Origin of the sequence: Pseudomonas carassii, from assembly GCF_036324045.1 — a bacterium.
Classification (GTDB): domain Bacteria; phylum Pseudomonadota; class Gammaproteobacteria; order Pseudomonadales; family Pseudomonadaceae; genus Aquipseudomonas; species Aquipseudomonas peradeniyensis.
Map to the genome: position 1 here is coordinate 136,414 of NZ_JAZDCT010000005.1, position 16,020 is coordinate 152,433.

The window sequence follows — 16,020 nt, forward strand, 5'->3', positions numbered from 1 at the left end:
GCTCCGTTAGCGGTGGCTGGACATGAATTGCTTGCAACGCGCCGAGGTCGGGTTCTCGAAGACCTGCTGCGGCGATCCCTGCTCTTCGACCAGGCCCTGGTGCAGGAAGACCACTTCACTGGACACCTGGCGGGCAAAGTTCATCTCGTGCGTCACCAGCAGCATGGTACGGCCTTCTTCGGCCAATGCGCGGATGACGTTAAGCACTTCCTGGACCATTTCCGGATCGAGCGCCGAGGTCGGCTCGTCGAACAGGATGACCTTGGGCTTCATGGCCAGGGTACGGGCGATGGCGGCACGCTGTTGCTGACCACCGGAAAGCTGCGCGGGGTAGCTGTGGCGTTTGTCGAAGATGCCGACCTTGTTCAGCAGCGCCTCGGCGTGCTCGGTGGCCTCGGCCTTGCTCTGGCCGAGCACGCGGCGCGGCGCCTCGATGATGTTGTCGAGGATCGACATGTGCGGCCACAGGTTGAAATTCTGGAAGACGAAGCCGATCTCGCTGCGCAGGCGGTTGATCTGGCGGTTGTCGGCGGCGATCAGGTCGCCGTTTTTCTGCGCCTTGAGCTTGAGGGTCTCGCCGGCGACGATGATTTCGCCCTGATGCGGGTTCTCCAGCAGGTTGATGCAGCGCAGCAGGGTGGACTTGCCAGAGCCGGACGAGCCGAGGATGGAGATCACGTCACCGTCGCGCGCGGTCAGCGAAATGCCCTTGAGAATTTCCTGCTCGCCATAGCGTTTGTGCAGGTTGCGGATTTCCAGCGCGGGCGTGGCCTGGGCCATGTGCGGTCCTCATGTATTCGGGTGCGTTCCCAGCTGTTGGCGGCCTTCCTGGCGAGCGCCACGCTAGCATAGCGGCGCAACGGCGGCCAACCGGGTCGCGGGGAGCTCGGGTCGCTGGTGGGACAGTTTGTCGCATCGCTGCAGTGGACTGTCGCCAGGATATCCGCAATGGCGTTTTGCCCAGCACCGGAGCTTTGATGAAAAAAGGCGCGATGGTGCCAGCTTTGTTCCGGTCTGGGAAGCCGTTTTTGGCCGGGTGGCACTGTGTCGCGGGTTATGCGAGTGCGCGGTTGCGCCTTGAGGTTGCGCTTTGCCCTGCCCTGAATTTGTGCCCAGGTGTTACCGAGGGGCACCTTTGGTGCGTTTGTAAGTGGGTATTTCAGTAATCCCAACTTGGCATGGGGATTTGACGACCTTTCGGTCAAAGCTTGGCACAATGCCCTGCAAGCCGCGTCGTTATTGGTTACAGAAACATTTCAGACGAAAGCCATTCTCAGCTGGCCCGCTTATTGCCATCCCGAAACCACTGAATGCGGCGACGCCCACTCACACCCCGGCGCGCCGGCCAGTCATTCGTGTAGTCCACCTCCTTACAAAGGTAGTTTTATGAGCGGTAACAATTCCAATGACCTCGCTCAGGGGCTCAAGCAACGGCATGTGACCATGCTGTCGATTGCCGGCGTGATCGGCGCCGGCCTGTTCGTCGGCTCCGGCCATGCCATCGCCGCTGCCGGCCCTGCTGTGCTGCTGGCCTACGCCGCCGCCGGTACCCTGGTGGTGCTGGTGATGCGTATGCTCGGCGAAATGGCGGTCGCCTCGCCTGACACCGGTTCCTTCTCCACCTACGCCGACCGCGCCATCGGGCGCTGGGCCGGTTTCACCATCGGCTGGCTGTATTGGTGGTTCTGGGTCCTGGTGATCCCGCTGGAGGCCAACGCCGCTGCCGCCATCCTGCATGCCTGGTTCCCGTCGGTGGACCTGTGGGCCTTTTCCCTGATCATCACCCTGGCGCTGACCGTCACCAACCTGTTCAGCGTGAAGAACTACGGTGAGTTCGAGTTCTGGTTCGCCCTGCTCAAGGTGCTGGCGATCATCGGTTTCATCGTCGTCGGCTGCGCGGCCATGTTCGGCATGGTGCCGAGCAGCCAGGTCAGCGGCATCAGCCACCTGTTCGATACCCAGGGCTTCATGCCCAATGGCCTGGGCGCGGTGCTGGCCGCGATGCTGACCACCATGTTCTCGTTCATGGGTACCGAGATCGTCACCATCGCCGCCGCCGAGTCGAAAGACCCGGGCCGCCAGATCAGCAAGGCCACCAACTCGGTGATCTGGCGTATCTGCCTGTTCTACCTGGTGTCGATCTTCCTGGTCGTGGCCATGGTGCCGTGGAACGATCCGACCCTGGCCGAGAAAGGCTCCTACCAGACCGTCCTCAGCCTGATCGGCGTGCCGAATGCCAAGCTGATCGTCGACATCGTCGTGCTGATCGCCGTGACCAGCTGCCTGAACTCGGCGCTGTACACCTCCTCGCGCATGCTGTTCTCCCTGAGCAAGCGTGGCGACGCCCCGGCCATCGCCCAGCGCACCACCAAGGCGGGCACCCCGCACTGGGCCGTGCTGCTCTCCACCGCCGCGGCCTTCCTGTGCGTGTTCGCCAACTTCCTGGCCCCGGCCGCGGTGTTCGAGTTCCTGCTGGCCAGCTCCGGCGCCATCGCCCTGCTGGTGTACCTGGTGATCGCCGTGTCGCAACTGCGCATGCGTGCCCAGCGTGAAGCGAAGGGCGAGAAGATCTCGTTCAAGATGTGGATGTTCCCGGGCCTGACCTGGGCGACCATCGCCTTCATCATTGCCATCCTGGTGGTGATGGGCCTGCGTGAAGACCACCGTGCCGAGATCATCGCCACGGCCATCCTGAGCATCGGTGTGGTGGCGGCTGGCCTGCTGGTGCACCGCAAGCGTGGCGCTGCTGCGCGGGTGGCGCTGGATAGCTGATCCGCTGGTGTGAAACGAAAAGGCCGCGCCCTGTGAGGGGGCGCGGCCTTTTTGTTTGACTTGTGCGGGTGGCGGGAGCGACTCAGCCGAACTGTTTCTGCTGTTGCTGCTGCCTGGCCACGACTTCCGAGGCAGTGACATAGGCGTCCTGGAACTCGTCGCTTTCCAGCCAGGCCATGGTGGTGTCCTCGTCGGCGCCGTCGAGCCATTTGCGGTAGGCGGTGAACACCAGGACGATGTAGTCGGTGGCGTGTTCTTCCTTGTGGCCCTTGAGCACCAGCGCCAGCAGTGGGTCGACCAGGAATACCGAGATCATCGGCACCAGGCCGTCTTCCTGGGCTTGCTTCATCTTCTCGAACAGGCTGGTGTAGCTGCCCGACTCCATGGCCTTGTTGAACACCTGCTCGACGCTGGCGCTGTCACCGGCGCTGGCCTTGACCGCCTGGCCGCTGCGCACCATGCGGTTCTGCTTGGCCTTGGTGGCGGCGCGTTTGGCGCGTTTCTGTTGTTTGGTGTTGGTGGCCATGGGGGTTGGTCCTTGGGGTGTCTGGTAAAGGCGCGTATTGAAGCGTAGTTGCCAGGGAAACCCAAGCAGGTATTCGAGATCGCCGGGGGCGCTTTGCGCCCCTTTCGCGACACAAGGCCGCTCCTACAGAGGTTACGTGATCCCCTGTAGGAGCGGCCTTGTGCCGCGAAAGGGCTGCGAATCAGTCGACCAGCACCGCCGGCTCATCCTCCTCGAACCCCCGCGAAGCCCGCCCGACCAGCAACGGATCCGGCGCATGCGCCACGCTGTGATCCTTGCCCGGATAATCCAGCGAATGCAGGAAATGCCGAATGCAGTTGATCCGCGCCCGCTTCTTGTCGTCCGATTTGATCACCGTCCACGGCGCGTCGGCGGTGTCGGTGTGGAAGAACATCGCTTCCTTGGCCGCGGTGTAGTCCTCCCACTTGTCCAGCGACTTGATGTCGATGGGCGACAGCTTCCAGTGCTTGAGCGGATCGTCGCGGCGAGAGATGAAGCGGCGCAACTGCTCCTCGCGGTTCACCGAGAACCAGAACTTGAACAGTAGGATGCCGCTGTTGCACAGCATGCGCTCCAGCTCCGGCGCCTGACGCATGAACTCCAGGTACTGCAGCGGCGAGCAGAAGTCCATGACCTTCTCGACCCCGGCGCGGTTGTACCAGGAGCGGTCGAAGAACACCATTTCACCGGCTGTGGGCAGGTGCTGGACATAGCGCTGGAAGTACCACTGCCCCTTCTCCTGCTCGGAGGGCTTTTCCAGTGCGACGATGCGCGCGCCGCGTGGGTTCAGGTGCTCCATGAAGCGCTTGATGGTGCCACCCTTGCCGGCGGCGTCACGGCCCTCGAACAGCACGACGATGCGCTGGCCGGTTTCCTTCGCCCAGTTCTGCACCTTGAGCAGCTCGATCTGCAGGTCATGCTTGGCCTTCTCATAGTCCTGGCGGCGCATGCGCGTGCGGTACGGGTAGTTGGCCGGCAGGCGCGCCGAGGTGCTGTCTTCGTTGCTGCCTTTGCGGGCGTTGGCCACTTCCAGGGCTGCTGGCTGCTGGCTGACCTGGGTGATGGTCTCTTGCGCGGCGGTGCTGGTGGCCGGCTTGCGCTGGCGTGGGCGACGAGGGCGGGGGGCTGGCTTGGGGCTGCTGTCGGCCTCGGTGGGCGCAGGCAGGAGGAGGGTGGCGGATTCTTCGCTCATGGAGGTCCTTGCGGGGGTCGGTCGAATGTCCACCTTCCATCCTATGCAGGAGCGACGGTAGGCATTTTGATATCGATCAACCAGGGGCGCAGGATTCCTGGAGCAAACTGCAGACAACAAAAAACCCGCACTAGGCGGGTTTCTTGTGTCGCTTCGGGTAACTTTGCAACCACCAGAAGCTTGAAGGTGGTGCCCAGAGACGGAGTCGAACCGCCGACACGAGGATTTTCAATCCTCTGCTCTACCGACTGAGCTATCTGGGCGACGAGGTGCATTAAATAGATTTCCGAACCGACCGTCAACGACTTTTTTGAAAAAATTTAAATTAATTCCGTCGCTTACGGTTTTTGGGGTCAATTTGAGGGTGGCACGTAGCCTTCGGCCTGGGCGTAATCCTCACCGGCGAAGAACTTGTCCATCTCGGCCTGGATGAATTTGCGGTCCTCGGCATTCATCATGTTCAGGCGCTTCTCGTTGATCAGCATGGTCTGGTGGTCCTGCCACTCCTTCCAGGCTTTCTGCGAGATGTGCTCGAAGATGTCCTGGCCCTTGGCGCCCGGATAGGGCGGGCGGTCCAGGCCTGGGAGTTCTTCGTTGTACTTGCGGCACTTCACGGTGCGGGTCATGGCTTGTCTCCTGCAATCAGTTCGTCGGCCGCGCGTTGCAGCAGCTTCTTGACCGGGGCGGCGAGGCCCAGGCGCGGCGGGGTGGCGAGGTTATACCAGAGCCAGTCGGGCTCGGCCACGTGCGAGCCGACGGGCTCGACACGCACCAGCCAGGGCTCGATGGCCAGCTGGAAATGGCTGAAGGTATGGGTCAGGCCGTCCAGGGCCTGGCTGCCGCTCAGGCGCAGGCCGTGCTGGTAGGCGAGGTCGTCGAGCTGTTCCAGGCTGTCCAGCTCCGGCAGGCTCCACAGTCCGCCCCACAGGCCGGTGGAAGGCCGGCGATAGAGCAGGATCGCGCCTTCGTGGTTGGTCAGCAGCGGCATCAGGGTCTTGCGCTGGGGCAGGGCCTTGCGCGGCTTGGGCTCGGGGTAGCGGGTTTCCTCGCCATGCAGGTGCGCCTCACAACCCCTTTGCAGCGGGCAGATCAGGCAACTGGGCTTGCTGCGGGTGCACAGCGTGGCGCCCATGTCCATCATCGCCTGGGTGAAGTGGTTGACCCGGGTCATCGGTGTGAAGCGCTCGGCGGTGGCCCATAGCTGGTTGGCCACTTTGGGTTCGCCGGGGTAGCCGGCCTGTGCGGTAAAGCGGGCCAGCACGCGCTTGACGTTGCCGTCGAGGATCGGCGCGCGGATGCCCATGCTGATGCTGGCGATGGCGCCCGCCGTGGAGCGACCGATGCCGGGCAATTCGGTGAGTTGCTCGACGCTGCGCGGGAACTCGCCGCCATGCTGCTCGACAACGATCTTCGCGGCTTTTTGCAGGTTACGGGCGCGGGTGTAGTAGCCCAGGCCCGTCCACAGGTGCAGCACTTCGTCCTCCGGCGCCTCGGCCAGGGCCTGCACGGTCGGCAGGGCCTGCATGAACCGGTCGAAGTAGTTGAGCACGGTGCTGACTTGCGTCTGCTGCAGCATGATTTCGGAGACCCACACCCGATACGGGGTGATGCCCTGTTGCCAGGGCAGGTCGTGGCGGCCGTGCTGGTCGTACCAGTCCAGCACGGCGCTGGAGAACTGCTGGGGGCTCATCGTTTGAACAGCCCCTTGAGCGCATCTTTGAGTTCCGGGCTCACCTTGTCTCCGAGTTTCTCTTCGAGTTTTTCATCGATCTTGTCCTTCAGGCGGTTGCCGGCCAGCTTCGCGGCGACCTTGCCCAGGCCATCCTGGTCCAGGCGGCAGGCCTTGGCACCCAGCTCCAGCGGGCCACGGCAGCGCAGCGGCACTTCGACGCCGGTAAAGCGCTCGTTGACCTGGCAGGCCGGGTCGGGCATGGCGCGCTGGTCGCCCTCGACGATCACGCCGACGTTGTAGTCCATGCCCAGCACGCGCAGGTCGAGGTCGCCATGGCCATTGACGGTCAGGCCCGGGATGCGCGCCTTGAGGTCCGGGTTGCTGGCCACGCCGTTACGCACCACCAGGCTGCCGCGCAGTTCCTGGAAGGGCGTGTCCTTGCCCCGCTGTTCGCCGCTGAGCTGCTTGCGGTTGAGGGTGGCGATGGCCTGGCACAGCTGCTGTTCCAGGTTGGCGTTGACCAGCACACCGTCGTTGATGGTGAAGCTGGCGTTGCCGTTGAGGGTATCGACCAGGGCTTTCTGGCTGTTGCCGGTGGCGGTCAGGTCGCTGTTCAGGGTCAGCAGGCCCTTGACCGGCGGCGCCTGGTCCGGGCTTTCGCGCTTGATGAAGTGCTCCACCGGCACGCGATTGATCTTGGTGTTCACGCCGATCTGCGGCACGGCGGGGCGTACATCGACAGTGCCCTTGGCCTCGAAGGTGCCGTTGTACAGGCCGCCGCGCAGGCTCTGCAGGGTGACCAGGCCGGCCTGGCCGCTGGCGGTCAGCTGTGCGTCACTGATCGGCAGCTTGTCCAGGGTCAGCGCGCCGAACGACAGGTCAGCTTGCAGGTCCAGGGCGCGCAGGCGATCGACCGGTAGCAGCTTGTCGTTACTCCAGGCCACCTGGGTCGGTGCGTCGGGCAGCGGTGTGGTGCCCGCGCCGGCGACGGCGGTGGCTTCCTGCTGCTTGACCTCGGCCTGGCGCGCCGCCGTGGCGCCCTTGGCCTCTTCGCTTTTGGCCGGCAGGTAGCGATCGGCGTCGAACGTGTCGGCTTTGAGGCGCACGCGCAATGCTTGCTTGGCGAAATCGTCCACGGCGACACGGCCGGTGAAAGTGCTGTCGTCCAGCTTCACCGCCAGGTCTTCCAGGGCCAGGCTGTTCTGTGTGCCCTGCAGGCGGGTGACCAGCTCCAGCTTCTTGAACGCCGCCGGGTCGGCGGTGGCCGGTAGCGGGTGGCCGATGCCGTCGAGGAAGGTGCGCAGGTCGAACTGGGCGATGGACAGGCCGCCGCTGACCTGCGGGGCCTTGTCCAGGTCGCGCACGTTCAGCTCGCCCAGGGCGCGCAGCTGGTTGGCCGAGACCTTCAGGCCGCTCCAGGACGCGACATTGGCCGCCAGATCGACCAGCACCTGGCCTTGGGCAACGAAGGTCAGGGTCTTGCCGGCCAGCGGCTCGCCCGAGGTCTCGCCGGACAGGCGCATGTCCTCGAGGTTGTAGCGCTTGAGCTTGCGGTCGAAGCGCAGCTCGCCGGTCAGCTCGGTGCGCGCCTTGATGTTCGGCTGGCTGGCGCTGAGGAAGGCACTGGCCTTGAGCGCGATGTTCGCGCCTTCGTGCACGGGGCCGGTGCTCAGCTGGATACTTTCGGCGCCGTAGGTCTGCCCGGCCTTCTCGTCGGTATAGAGCACGCGGGCGTTGTTGACGGTCAGGCTGTCGATGTCGAGCTTGACCGAGCGCTCGCTGGCTTCCGACGTTGCTGGCGCGGCGGCAGGCGTATCAACTGGTGTGCTCGCCGGCGCGCCGGCGACGGTCGGCTGCGGTAGCGGCTTGCCGATGTCCTCCCAGTTGCCGTGGCCATTGGCGTCGCGGGTCAGGGTCAGGTTGAGGCCCTCGACCCGCACATCGCTCATCTGCACCTCGCGGCGCAGCAGCGGCAGAACGCGCACCGACAGGCCGAGCATCTGCAGGTCGGCGAACGGCACCTTGGGGTTGTTCAGCGTGGCGATGCTCGCCTCGTGCAGCTCCAGGCCCAGCCAGGGGAACAGGCTCCAGCCGATGTCGCCGTTGAGGGTCAGTTCCACATGGGCCTTGTCGCGGGCCAGCTTGCGGATTTCATCTTTGTAGTCGTTGGGATCGAAGAGGTGGGTCAGGGCGAAGCCCAGCGCCACGATGATCAGCAACAACCCGAGAAGCCCCAGCCCCAGGATTTTGCCGAACGCTTTCATGGGCGAGTCCTTGTAGTCCGATTTAGAAATTCAGCGGCGAGTATAGCGCCGTGGCACTTGGCTCTGCGTATCCGACATTTCGACAGTGGGAATGATGACAGTTCATTTATCGCCTGCTCGGACCTCATCGCGGGGCCGAGACCAGCGTGGTACCTGCGTGGGAGCGGGCTAGCCCCGCGATGAGGCCCGAACAGGCGACACAACCTCACCTGAATACACGAAATACCGATTCAGCTGACGAAAAAAACACGATATCAGATTGCTTTCATGTCACCGCCTGCTGGTAATCTTGCGCCCGCCCGTGGAGCCCCCGCGACCCATTGTCGCGGGGTGCCAGCCCAAGCGGCCGGGCTGCCTTGCGTGCAGCCAAAGCAGAGCCGTCCATGCGCACAGCCCACCTACAAAAGGAACAATCCATGAACAGCAGTATCACGGCGGGGACGGTGGCGAGCGCGCCGGGCTTCCTGTCGAAGGAGCGCATCATCGCCCGCCCGGGCTTCAACCGCTGGCTGGTGCCGCCGGCGGCCCTGGCGATTCACCTGTGCATCGGCATGGCCTATGGCTTCTCGGTGTTCTGGCTGCCGCTGTCCCAGGCCCTGGGTGTCAGCGCGCCGGTGGCCTGCGCCGCCGACATGGGCTTCGTCGCCCGCCTGTTCAGCGCCGAGTGCGACTGGCCGATCTCGATGCTCAGCTGGATCTACACCCTGTTCTTCGTGTTCCTTGGCTGCTCGGCCGCAGTGCTCGGCGGCTGGCTGGAGCACGCCGGCCCGCGCAAGGCCGGCCTGGTATCGGCGCTGTGCTGGTGCGGCGGCCTGCTGATCTCGGCGATCGGCGTGAAGACCCACCAGCTGTGGCTGATGTGGCTGGGCTCGGGGGTGATCGGCGGGATCGGCCTGGGCCTGGGCTACATTTCGCCGGTGTCGACACTGATCAAGTGGTTCCCGGACAAGCGCGGCATGGCCACCGGCATGGCGATCATGGGCTTTGGCGGGGGTGCCATGGTGGGCGCGCCGCTGGCCACCGCGCTGATGGGCCATTTCTCCAGCCCGACCGAAGTGGGCGTATGGCAGAGCTTCGTCGCCATGGCCGCGATCTACTTCGTGTTCATGACCGCCGGCGCCCTGGCCTACCGCGTGCCACCGACCGGCTGGAAGCCTGAAGGCTGGACGCCGCCGGCGAAGAAGGCCAACGCCATGGTCACCGACCGTCACGTGCACGTCAGCGTGGCCTGGAAGACCCCGCAGTTCGCCCTGGTGTGGCTGGTGCTGTGCCTGAACGTGTCGGCCGGTATCGGCATCCTCGGCATGGCCTCGCCGCTGCTGCAGGAAGTGTTCGCCGGCAAGCTGCTGGGCAACGAGCTGACGTTCAGTGAGCTGAATGCCGCGCAGCTGGCGCAGATCGCCGCCATTGCCGCCGGTTTCACCGGCCTACTGAGCCTGTTCAACATCGGCGGGCGATTCTTCTGGGCGTCGTTCTCTGACTACATCGGCCGCAAGAACACTTACTTCGCCTTCTTCGCCCTGGGCGTGGGCCTCTACAGCCTGGTGCCGAACATGGGGCACATCGGCAACGTGGCGCTGTTCGTGGCGGCGTTCTGCATCATCCTGTCGATGTACGGCGGCGGTTTCGCCACCGTGCCGGCGTACCTGGCCGACCTGTTCGGCACGCAGATGGTCGGCGCCATCCATGGTCGCCTGCTGACTGCCTGGGCGGCGGCCGGCGTGCTCGGCCCGGTGCTGATCACCTACCTGCGCGAGGCGCAGCTGGCGGCGGGGGTGGAGCGGGCCGCGGCCTACGACATGACCTTGTACATCCTCGCCGGCCTGCTGGTCCTGGGGTTCATCTGCAACATGCTGGTGCGGCCGGTGGCGGACAAGTACTTCATGACCGATGCCGAACTGGCTGCCGAGCGAGCGCTGAGCCATGACAAGGGCGTGGATTCGGCGCGCTCGCTGGAGTGGCATGCGGCGCCGGGCAGCCTGCCGTTGGTGCTGCTGGCCTGGGCCGTGGTGGTGATTCCGCTGGCCTGGGGGGTGTGGATCACCCTGCAGAAGACGGCGGTGCTGTTTCACTGATTGAGATCGTTGGGGGCGCTTTGCGCCCCTTTCGCGGCACAAGGCCGCTCCTACAGAGGTAGCGCAATGCTTTGTAGGAGCGGCCTTGTGCCGCGAAGGGGCTGCAAAGCAGCCCTAGGGCTCGGTTGTATAGACCTGTAGACCTGTCCCACCCCCGTAATTACTAGCCCTGCCATATGTCATCCGCGTTTCAAGCCGGCGCGTTCTGGGCCTATAATGGAGCCCTTTTCGCCCAATGATTTTGCGGAGCTGGTGATGGTCGAACGTAAGGCTTCCGTCGAGCGCAATACCCTGGAAACCCAGGTCAAGTGCTCGATCAACCTCGATGGCAGCGGCAAGGCCCGATTTGAAATCGGCGTGCCTTTCCTTGAACACATGCTCGACCAGATCGCCCGACATGGGCTGATCGACCTGGATATCGAGTGCAAGGGCGACCTGCATATCGACGATCACCATACCGTCGAGGACGTCGGCATCACCCTGGGCATGGCGTTCGCCCAAGCCATCGGCGACAAGAAAGGCATCTTCCGCTACGGCCATGCCTATGTGCCGCTGGACGAGGCGCTGTCGCGCGTGGTCATCGACTTCTCGGGGCGTCCGGGCCTGCAGATGCATGTGCCCTACACCCGCGCCACCGTCGGCGGCTTCGATGTCGACCTGTTCCAGGAATTCTTCCAGGGCTTCGTCAACCACGCCCTGGTGACCCTGCACATCGACAACCTGCGTGGCCACAACACCCACCACCAGATCGAGACCGTGTTCAAGGCTTTCGGCCGCGCGCTGCGCATGGCCGTCACCCTCGACGAGCGCATGGCCGGGCAGATGCCGTCCACCAAAGGGTGCCTGTAAATGCAAACGGTAGCCGTAATCGACTATGGCATGGGCAACCTGCACTCGGTGGCCAAGGCCCTCGAGCACGTGGGCGCCGGCAAGGTGCTGGTGACCAGCGACGCCGCGGTGATTCGTGAGGCCGACCGCGTGGTGTTCCCCGGCGTCGGCGCGATCCGCGACTGCATGGCCGAGATCCGCCGCCTGGGCTTCGACAGCCTGGTGCGCGAGGTCAGCCAGGATCGCCCGTTCCTCGGCATCTGCGTGGGCATGCAGGCATTGCTCGACCACAGCGAGGAAAACGATGGCGTCGACTGCATCGGGCTGTTCCCCGGCCAGGTGCGTTTCTTCGGTAAAGATCTGAAGGAAGACGGCGAGCACCTGAAAGTGCCGCACATGGGCTGGAACGAAGTGAGCCAGACCATCGACCACCCGCTGTGGCACGACATCCCCGACCGCGCGCGCTTCTACTTCGTGCACAGCTACTACATCAACGCCGGCAAGCCGGGTCAGGTGGTCGGTCGCGGTCACTATGGCGTCGACTTCGCCGCCGCGCTGGCCGATGGCTCGCGCTTTGCCGTGCAGTTCCACCCGGAGAAGAGCCATACCCATGGCCTGCAGCTACTGCAGAACTTCGTCGCCTGGGACGGGCGCTGGTAAATGAGCCGATCGAAGACCAAGGCCCCGATCATCACGCTGACCCCGGAGCAGGAGCGCGACGCGCTCGACACGCTCAAGCGCTTCCTCGAAGACCGCTTCGAGCTGCAGTTGGGGTCGTTCGAGGTGGCCGAGGTCCTCGAGCTGTTCAGCAAGGAAATTGCACCCCACTACTACAACAGGGCGATTGCCGATGTTCAGCTGCACCTCAAGGAGCGGTTCGAAAGCATCGAAAGCGACCTGTGGGCGCTCGAGAAGCCCTGAACCCAACGAACAAGACAGGTTGCCAAGATGCTGATTATCCCCGCTATCGATCTCAAGGACGGTGCTTGCGTACGCCTGCGCCAAGGCCGCATGGAAGACTCCACCGTATTCTCCGACGACCCGGTGAGCATGGCCGCCAAATGGGTCGAGGGTGGCTGCCGTCGCCTGCACCTGGTCGACCTGAACGGCGCCTTCGAAGGCCAGCCGGTCAATGGTGAGGTGGTCACCGCCATCGCCAAGCGCTACCCGAACCTGCCGATCCAGATCGGCGGCGGCATCCGCTCGCTGGAAACCATCGAGCACTACGTCAAGGCCGGCGTCAGCCACGTGATCATCGGCACCAAGGCGGTCAAGCAACCGGAGTTCGTCGCCGAAGCGTGCAAGGCCTTCCCGGGCAAGGTCATCGTCGGCCTTGATGCGAAGGACGGCTTCGTCGCCACCGACGGCTGGGCCGAAGTGAGCTCGGTGCAGGTCATCGACCTGGCCAAGCGTTTCGAGGCCGATGGCGTCTCGGCGATCGTCTATACCGACATCGCCAAGGACGGCATGATGCAGGGCTGCAACGTGCCGTTCACCAAGGCCCTGGCCGAAGCCACCTCGATCCCGGTGATCGCCTCGGGCGGCATCCACAACCTGGGCGACATCAAGGCCCTGCTGGACGCCAAGGCCCCCGGCATCATCGGCGCCATCACTGGCCGTGCCATCTACGAAGGCACCCTCGACGTCGCCGAGGCCCAGGCCTTCTGCGACAACTACCAAGGCTGAGGAACGACCATGGCACTGGCCAAGCGCATCATCCCTTGCCTGGACGTGGACAACGGCCGGGTGGTCAAGGGCGTCAAGTTCGAGAACATCCGTGATGCCGGCGACCCGGTGGAGATCGCCCGCCGCTACAACGAGCAGGGCGCGGATGAGATCACCTTCCTGGATATCACCGCCAGCGTCGATGGCCGTGACACCACCCTGCATACCGTCGAGCGCATGGCCAGCCAGGTGTTCATCCCGCTGACCGTGGGCGGTGGCGTACGTACCGTGCAGGACATCCGCAACCTGCTCAACGCCGGTGCCGACAAGGTGTCGATCAACACCGCTGCGGTGTTCAACCCGGAGTTCGTCGGTGAGGCGGCGGACCGTTTCGGTTCGCAGTGCATCGTGGTTGCCATCGACGCCAAGAAAGTCTCCGGCCCCGGTGAAACGCCGCGTTGGGAGATATTCACCCACGGTGGTCGCAAGCCGACCGGGCTGGATGCCGTCGAGTGGGCGAAGAAGATGGAAGGCCTGGGGGCTGGCGAGATCCTGCTGACCAGCATGGACCAGGATGGCATGAAGAACGGCTTCGACCTGGGGGTTACCCGGGCGATCAGCGATGCGCTGGGAATTCCGGTGATTGCCTCGGGTGGCGTGGGCAACCTGCAACACCTGGCGGACGGGATTCTGGAAGGGCATGCCAGCGCGGTGCTGGCGGCCAGTATCTTCCACTTTGGCGAGTACACGGTGCCTGAGGCGAAGGCCTACATGGCTTCGCGTGGGATCGTCGTTCGCTAAGCCATTGCTGGGAGGGCTTTGCCCTCCTTTCCGGCCGGTCCGACGCCTCGGCAAGGCCGCTCCTACAGGGGAACGCGTGTCCGTTTTCTGTAGGAGCGGCCTTGTGCCGCGAAAGGGCCGCAAGGCGGCCCCAATGCCATCACCCGTGATTCTTGCCGAGTAACGCGTGATACAGCTCGGTATCCCCCAGAATCCCCACCACCTTGTCGTTATCCTGCAACACCAGCTTGTTGCCAGTCTGGTAACGAATCCGCAGCGCCTCGCGCATGCCGATATCGGCGTGCACCACGGTCGGCCTGCGCTCCAGCAGCTCCACATCCTGCCCCGGTGCCCAGTTCTGCATGTCCAGCCCGTTCTGGCCCTGGCGCGCGCGCTTGAGCGAGCCCCCTTCGCCGAGGTCCAGCCATGAGTCGATCCCCGGGTCCAGGCACACCGAGCCGTTGACCCGCTTGCACTGGTCCAGGCTGCGCATCAGGCTGCGGCCGCACAGTACGTTGAGCGGGTTGGTGTGGGCGACGAAGGTGCGCACGTACTCGTCGGCCGGGTTGAGCACGATGTCTTCCGGCTTGCTGTACTGGATGATCCGCCCGTCCTTCATGATCGCGATGCGGCTACCCAGTTTCAGGGCTTCGTCGAGGTCGTGGCTGACGAACACGATGGTCTTGCTCAGCTTGCTCTGCAGGGCCAGCAGTTCGTCCTGCAGGCCTTGGCGGATCAGCGGGTCGAGGGCCGAGAACGGCTCGTCCATCAACAGGATGTCGGCGTCCATCGCCAGCGCCCGGGCCAGGCCCACGCGCTGCTGCATGCCGCCGGAGAGTTCGTCCGGCTTCTTGTTGCGCCACTGGGTCAGGCCCACCAGCTCGAGCTTCTCGTCGACCAGCTTGCGCCGTTCCTTCTCCGGGCGGCCCTGCATTTCCAAGCCGAAACTGATGTTCTCGCGCACCGTCAGCCAGGGCATCAGGGCGAACTTCTGGAACACCATGGCGATGCGCTTGGTGCGCATCATCTTCAGTTCCGCCGGGGTGCAGTGGGCAATGTCGATGTGCTTGCCTTCATGCTCGACGAACAGCTTGCCGCGGCTCACCGTGTTGAGGCCGTTGATGCAGCGCAGCAGGCTGGATTTGCCCGAGCCGGACAGGCCCATCAGCACGCAGATCTCGCCCTTGTTGATGTCCAGGTTGGCCTTCTCGACGCCGACCACCAGGCCCGTCTGCTTGAGAATCTGCTCGCGGGTCTTGCCCTGGTCGAGCAGGGAAAGCGCCTCGCGCGGCTTGTTGGAGAAGATGACGTCGACGTCTTCGAAACGAATGATGCTCATGCCTCACCCCTTACCGGCAGCTCCGGTTGCTTGCAGATACGGTCGAGCATGATTGCCAGCAGCACGATCGCCAGGCCCGCTTCGAAGCCCAGGGAGATATCGGCGGTGTTCAAGGCGTTGACCACGGGTTTGCCCAGGCCGTCTGCGCCCACCAGGGCGGCGATCACCACCATCGACAGCGACAGCATGATGCACTGGGTCACGCCGGCGGCGATGCTCGGCATGGCGTGGGGCAGTTCGATGCGGGTCAGCAACTGGCGGCGCGAGCAGCCGAAGGCCTTGCCGGCGTCCATCAGTTCCTGCGGCACGTCGCAGATGCCCAGATAAGTGAGGCGGATGGGTGCGGCGATGGCGAACACCACGGTGGAGATCAGCCCCGGTACCACGCCCAGGCCGAACAGGGTCAGGGTCGGGATCAGGTAGACGAAGGTGGGCACGGTCTGCATCAGGTCCAGCACCGGGCGCATGGCGGTATAGAACATCGGCTTGTGCGCGGCGGCGATGCCCAGCGGCACGCCGATGACCACGCAGACTACCGTGGCGAAGGTGACCTGCGCCAGGGTTTCCATGGTTTCCTGCCAGTAGCCCAGGTTGAGGATCAGCAGGAACGACAGGGCGACGAATACGGTAAGGGCCCACTTGCGCTGGATCAGGTGCGCGAGGGCGGCGAACAGGGCGATGAGCACGAACGGGTTGAACCAGGTCAGGGCGCTGGTGACCCCATGGATCATGAACTCCAGGCCTGCGGCGATGGCGTCGAAGTAACTGGCGCCGTTCTGGGTCAACCATTCGACGAATGAGGCGATGTACTGCCCCAGGGGTATTTTCTGATCGATAAGCATGATAGCGAGCTTCCACCTGCAAAGATTGAAATCAGTCCGGGGCGGGCACGGTCCCGCCCCGCGGT

At 64.2% G+C, this 16,020-nt stretch carries 15 protein-coding genes and 1 tRNA gene; 7 read left to right on the forward strand and 9 right to left on the reverse strand.

Annotated features, from left to right (window positions below; translation table 11 throughout):
- Nucleotides 1–6 precede the first annotated feature (6 nt).
- Complete coding sequence (locus V0R62_RS05705) at nucleotides 7–780, reverse strand: ABC transporter ATP-binding protein (RefSeq protein WP_050703399.1); 774 nt, start codon at nucleotides 778–780, stop codon at nucleotides 7–9.
- Nucleotides 781–1,386: 606 nt separating this feature from the next.
- Between V0R62_RS05705 and gabP the strand changes: the two genes are divergently transcribed.
- Nucleotides 1,387–2,772: a GABA permease gene (gabP, locus tag V0R62_RS05710; RefSeq protein ID WP_186731764.1), complete on the forward strand. Its 1,386-nt coding sequence runs from the start codon at nucleotides 1,387–1,389 to the stop codon at nucleotides 2,770–2,772.
- Nucleotides 2,773–2,854: 82 nt separating this feature from the next.
- On the opposite strand, the gene V0R62_RS05715 is transcribed toward gabP, so the two are convergent.
- The 6 genes from V0R62_RS05715 to V0R62_RS05740 all read right to left on the reverse strand — a co-directional run bounded on the left by V0R62_RS05715 (nucleotide 2,855) and on the right by V0R62_RS05740 (nucleotide 8,426).
- Nucleotides 2,855–3,298: a hypothetical protein gene (locus tag V0R62_RS05715; RefSeq protein WP_330103040.1), complete on the reverse strand. Its 444-nt coding sequence runs from the start codon at nucleotides 3,296–3,298 to the stop codon at nucleotides 2,855–2,857.
- Between the two features lie 181 nt (nucleotides 3,299–3,479).
- Entirely contained in the window at nucleotides 3,480–4,490 is a 1,011-nt protein-coding gene (gene ppk2, locus V0R62_RS05720) for a polyphosphate kinase 2 (protein ID WP_330103041.1), read from the reverse strand.
- 187 nt (nucleotides 4,491–4,677) lie between these two features.
- Nucleotides 4,678–4,753 (reverse strand) — tRNA-Phe (locus tag V0R62_RS05725).
- 90 nt (nucleotides 4,754–4,843) lie between these two features.
- Nucleotides 4,844–5,116, reverse strand: a complete 273-nt coding sequence (locus tag V0R62_RS05730) for an oxidative damage protection protein (protein WP_011536185.1) — start codon at nucleotides 5,114–5,116, stop codon at nucleotides 4,844–4,846.
- Nucleotides 5,113–6,180: an A/G-specific adenine glycosylase gene (gene mutY / locus V0R62_RS05735; RefSeq protein WP_330103042.1), complete on the reverse strand. Its 1,068-nt coding sequence runs from the start codon at nucleotides 6,178–6,180 to the stop codon at nucleotides 5,113–5,115. The genes V0R62_RS05730 and mutY overlap by 4 nt, the downstream gene beginning before the upstream one ends.
- The gene (locus V0R62_RS05740) at nucleotides 6,177–8,426 is read right to left on the reverse strand and encodes an AsmA family protein (RefSeq protein ID WP_330103043.1); all 2,250 of its coding nucleotides are present in this window, start codon (nucleotides 8,424–8,426) and stop codon (nucleotides 6,177–6,179) included. The genes mutY and V0R62_RS05740 overlap by 4 nt, the downstream gene beginning before the upstream one ends.
- Nucleotides 8,427–8,842: 416 nt before the next feature.
- Here V0R62_RS05740 and V0R62_RS05745 point away from each other — a divergent pair, with 416 nt between their 5' ends.
- The 6 genes from V0R62_RS05745 to hisF all read left to right on the forward strand — a co-directional run bounded on the left by V0R62_RS05745 (nucleotide 8,843) and on the right by hisF (nucleotide 13,795).
- The gene (locus V0R62_RS05745; RefSeq protein ID WP_330103044.1) at nucleotides 8,843–10,501 is read left to right on the forward strand and encodes an OFA family MFS transporter; all 1,659 of its coding nucleotides are present in this window, start codon (nucleotides 8,843–8,845) and stop codon (nucleotides 10,499–10,501) included.
- A 255-nt stretch (nucleotides 10,502–10,756) separates the two neighbouring features.
- Nucleotides 10,757–11,350: an imidazoleglycerol-phosphate dehydratase HisB gene (gene hisB, locus V0R62_RS05750; RefSeq protein WP_028688464.1), complete on the forward strand. Its 594-nt coding sequence runs from the start codon at nucleotides 10,757–10,759 to the stop codon at nucleotides 11,348–11,350.
- Nucleotides 11,351–11,989 (forward strand): imidazole glycerol phosphate synthase subunit HisH, encoded by a 639-nt coding sequence (hisH, locus tag V0R62_RS05755; RefSeq protein ID WP_028688463.1) that lies wholly within the window; start codon nucleotides 11,351–11,353, stop codon nucleotides 11,987–11,989.
- Complete coding sequence (locus V0R62_RS05760; RefSeq protein WP_028688462.1) at nucleotides 11,990–12,250, forward strand: DUF2164 domain-containing protein; 261 nt, start codon at nucleotides 11,990–11,992, stop codon at nucleotides 12,248–12,250.
- Between the two features lie 27 nt (nucleotides 12,251–12,277).
- A complete protein-coding gene (gene hisA / locus V0R62_RS05765; protein ID WP_028688461.1) occupies nucleotides 12,278–13,015 on the forward strand; it encodes a 1-(5-phosphoribosyl)-5-[(5-phosphoribosylamino)methylideneamino]imidazole-4-carboxamide isomerase in 738 nt (245 codons plus the stop codon).
- Between the two features lie 9 nt (nucleotides 13,016–13,024).
- Nucleotides 13,025–13,795 carry an imidazole glycerol phosphate synthase subunit HisF gene (gene hisF / locus V0R62_RS05770; RefSeq protein WP_008091498.1) on the forward strand — a complete coding sequence of 257 codons (771 nt, stop codon included), beginning with the start codon at nucleotides 13,025–13,027 and terminating at the stop codon, nucleotides 13,793–13,795.
- Between the two features lie 139 nt (nucleotides 13,796–13,934).
- Here the strand turns inward: hisF and choV are convergent, their stop codons facing one another.
- Nucleotides 13,935–15,113 (reverse strand): choline ABC transporter ATP-binding protein, encoded by a 1,179-nt coding sequence (gene choV, locus V0R62_RS05775; RefSeq protein ID WP_050703411.1) that lies wholly within the window; start codon nucleotides 15,111–15,113, stop codon nucleotides 13,935–13,937.
- Nucleotides 15,110–15,958 carry a choline ABC transporter permease subunit gene (gene choW / locus V0R62_RS05780; RefSeq protein ID WP_172402369.1) on the reverse strand — a complete coding sequence of 283 codons (849 nt, stop codon included), beginning with the start codon at nucleotides 15,956–15,958 and terminating at the stop codon, nucleotides 15,110–15,112. Before choW ends, choV begins: the two co-directional genes overlap by 4 nt.
- Nucleotides 15,959–16,020: the final 62 nt, after the last annotated feature.

Coding starts and splice junctions, on each gene's coding strand:
- V0R62_RS05705 (WP_050703399.1), bottom strand. CDS start 780: ATGGCCCAGGCCACGCCCGCGCTGGAAATCCGCAACCTGCACAAACGC.
- gabP (WP_186731764.1), top strand. CDS start 1,387: ATGAGCGGTAACAATTCCAATGACCTCGCTCAGGGGCTCAAGCAACGG.
- V0R62_RS05715 (WP_330103040.1), bottom strand. CDS start 3,298: ATGGCCACCAACACCAAACAACAGAAACGCGCCAAACGCGCCGCCACC.
- ppk2 (WP_330103041.1), bottom strand. CDS start 4,490: ATGAGCGAAGAATCCGCCACCCTCCTCCTGCCTGCGCCCACCGAGGCC.
- V0R62_RS05730 (WP_011536185.1), bottom strand. CDS start 5,116: ATGACCCGCACCGTGAAGTGCCGCAAGTACAACGAAGAACTCCCAGGC.
- mutY (WP_330103042.1), bottom strand. CDS start 6,180: ATGAGCCCCCAGCAGTTCTCCAGCGCCGTGCTGGACTGGTACGACCAG.
- V0R62_RS05740 (WP_330103043.1), bottom strand. CDS start 8,426: ATGAAAGCGTTCGGCAAAATCCTGGGGCTGGGGCTTCTCGGGTTGTTG.
- V0R62_RS05745 (WP_330103044.1), top strand. CDS start 8,843: ATGAACAGCAGTATCACGGCGGGGACGGTGGCGAGCGCGCCGGGCTTC.
- hisB (WP_028688464.1), top strand. CDS start 10,757: ATGGTCGAACGTAAGGCTTCCGTCGAGCGCAATACCCTGGAAACCCAG.
- hisH (WP_028688463.1), top strand. CDS start 11,351: ATGCAAACGGTAGCCGTAATCGACTATGGCATGGGCAACCTGCACTCG.
- V0R62_RS05760 (WP_028688462.1), top strand. CDS start 11,990: ATGAGCCGATCGAAGACCAAGGCCCCGATCATCACGCTGACCCCGGAG.
- hisA (WP_028688461.1), top strand. CDS start 12,278: ATGCTGATTATCCCCGCTATCGATCTCAAGGACGGTGCTTGCGTACGC.
- hisF (WP_008091498.1), top strand. CDS start 13,025: ATGGCACTGGCCAAGCGCATCATCCCTTGCCTGGACGTGGACAACGGC.
- choV (WP_050703411.1), bottom strand. CDS start 15,113: ATGAGCATCATTCGTTTCGAAGACGTCGACGTCATCTTCTCCAACAAG.